The organism is Sandarakinorhabdus sp. (genome assembly GCF_031422795.1).
Lineage (GTDB): Bacteria > Pseudomonadota > Alphaproteobacteria > Sphingomonadales > Sphingomonadaceae > Sandarakinorhabdus.
Genome location: NZ_JANPML010000460.1, coordinates 1 through 2146 on the forward strand (window position 1 = coordinate 1; position 2146 = coordinate 2146).

A 2146-nucleotide genomic window follows, 5' to 3' on the forward strand; every position below is an offset into this window, starting at 1 on the left:
CGCTTCGGCATCGGCGCTGGCCGGCAGACGGCGCGTGGGGATGACCAGATTCAGCGCTTCGGCCCAGGCATCGCGCACCGGGCCGGGCCGGGCGCGCAGCAGGATGCCGCCAACCCCATTTCCGGCTGCCACCAGCACATCAATCGCCGCCAGCGCCAGCGCCCAGCGTTCCCCCGATGTGTCACGTTCCCCCGCTGGGGTCATGCCGGGATCAGCTCCGCGATGGCGCGGGTGATGCGGGCGGTGGAGCCGGTGTCGTCCAGCACGTTGCGGCGCAGCCGGTGGCGCAGCGCCATGGTGGCAACTTCGGCGACATGGTGCGGCTTCACATGTTTTTTGCCGGCCATCGCAGCCTGGGCACGCGCGGCGCGCAGCAAGGTCAGCTCACCGCGCAGGCCGTCGGCGCCCACCGCCGAACAAAGCTGCGCGCCAAGGCCGAGCATTGCGTCTTCCACCTGCACGCGTGGCAGCAGCTTGCGCGCCTTGGCGATGGCTTCCAGCGTGTGCTGCTCGCTGTCCTGAAACGCGGCCACAAAGGCGACCGGGTCACGATCAAAGCGGTCGCAACGCTTCACGATCTCGATACGGTCGGCGATGTCGGTGGGCGTACGCACATCCACCGACAGGCCGAACCGATCGAGCAGCTGCGGGCGCAATTCGCCCTCTTCCGGGTTGCCGGAACCGACAAGGATGAAACGCGCCGGGTGGCGGATCGACAGGCCCTCGCGTTCGACGACATTGGTGCCGGAAACGGCGACATCCAGCAGCAGATCGACGAGATGATCTTCGAGCAGGTTGATCTCGTCGATGTACAGAAAACCGCGATTGGCCTTGGCAAGCAGGCCGGGTTCGAAACGCTTTTCACCGGTGGCGAGCGCGCGTTCCAGATCAAGACTGCCCACCACCCGATCTTCTGTCGCGCCCAACGGCAGATCAACGAAGGGCACGGCGCTTTCCTCGACCTGTTTGCCGGCACGATCACGGCAGCCTTCGATGCACGGGCTGCGATCATCCGGCGCGCATTTGTACCGGCAGCCGGGCACCACCTTCATCGGCGGCAGCAAACCGGCCAGCGCGCGCACGGCGGTGGATTTGCCGGTGCCGCGATCGCCAAACACCATCACGCCGCCCAGCCGCGGTTCGACCGCAGCGAGCAGCAGCGCCTGTTTCATTTCGGCCTGGCCAACAATGGCGGTGAAGGGAAACGGGGTGCGCGCAGGGCTGGCCATGCCCGTTGCCTTAAGGGGCTAGCGCGGGCCCATCAAGCGTTCTGACGAACAGGCCAATCCTGCACTGGAAAAATCGCTGTTTACGAAAACGACATCTTTTGCTAATAAATTAATGAGACGCTTGTGTTTCGTTAACAATAGGGTAATTTGGTATGCTTCGTGTGATGCAAGGTGCAGCAGTTGCTGCGATGATGATGGCCGGTTCGGCGCAGGCAGCAAACCTGGTCGCGAACGGCAGCTTTGAAAACGCGCTGGCCAATTGGACCATCGACGGGATCGACAATGATAACCCGCAATATCCGCCGGCTTCGATCTTCTACAACAGCGCTTCCCCCTATCCGATCGGTGCCTTTGGCGAAGCCGTCACCCCGGATAACAGCGTCAGCGCCAGCCCGGATGCCGTCGGCAGCCGCGCCGCCTATTTCGTTTCCGATTTCGCCATCAACCAGAGCCTGTCGCAGAGCATCTTCCTGGCGTCGGGCGTCTACAAGATCGGCTTTTCGGCCTATGCGCCGCTCAACGGCTTCAACAACGTGGGCGACGCCACGTTCAGCGGCTCCATCGCCGGCATCCAGCTTGCCAACTATGCTGTGAGCGACGGTCAGCCGCGCGTGTGGCAGGCCTTTTCCGCAGAGAAGACCGTGAACAGCGACAGCCTGTTCGACATCAGCTTTGTGTTCAACACCAACCGGGACCCGTCCAAAGACGTGGTGATCGATCGTGTCTTCGTCACCCGTATCGGCGATATCACCCCGTCTGGCGTGCCGGAACCGTCAAGCTGGGCCATGCTGCTCGCCGGCTTTGGTCTTGTCGGCCTGATGAGCCGCCGCAACAAGCGCGCCACGGTGGTTTCGGCCTAAGCCGCACCGTCACGGCAACGAAAAAACCCCGCAGTGCCGATGGGCACTGCGGGGTTT

At 63.4% G+C, this 2146-nt stretch carries 3 protein-coding genes; 1 reads left to right on the forward strand and 2 read right to left on the reverse strand.

Translation table 11 applies throughout. The annotated features are described in order from the left end of the window. Both RMO81_RS15490 and bchI read right to left on the reverse strand, forming a co-directional pair. On the reverse strand, nucleotides 1-204 hold a 204-nt coding region (locus tag RMO81_RS15490), incomplete at its 3' end, for a hypothetical protein (RefSeq protein ID WP_310476841.1). Further along, nucleotides 201-1229, reverse strand: coding sequence for a magnesium chelatase ATPase subunit I (bchI, locus tag RMO81_RS15495; RefSeq protein ID WP_310476842.1), 1029 nt, complete (start codon nucleotides 1227-1229; stop codon nucleotides 201-203). The genes bchI and RMO81_RS15490, both read right to left, overlap by 4 nt. A gap of 152 nt (nucleotides 1230-1381) precedes the next feature. Between bchI and RMO81_RS15500 the strand changes: the two genes are divergently transcribed. After that, nucleotides 1382-2089, forward strand: coding sequence for a PEPxxWA-CTERM sorting domain-containing protein (locus tag RMO81_RS15500; protein WP_310476843.1), 708 nt, complete (start codon nucleotides 1382-1384; stop codon nucleotides 2087-2089). The last annotated feature ends 57 nt before the right edge of the window (nucleotides 2090-2146 follow it).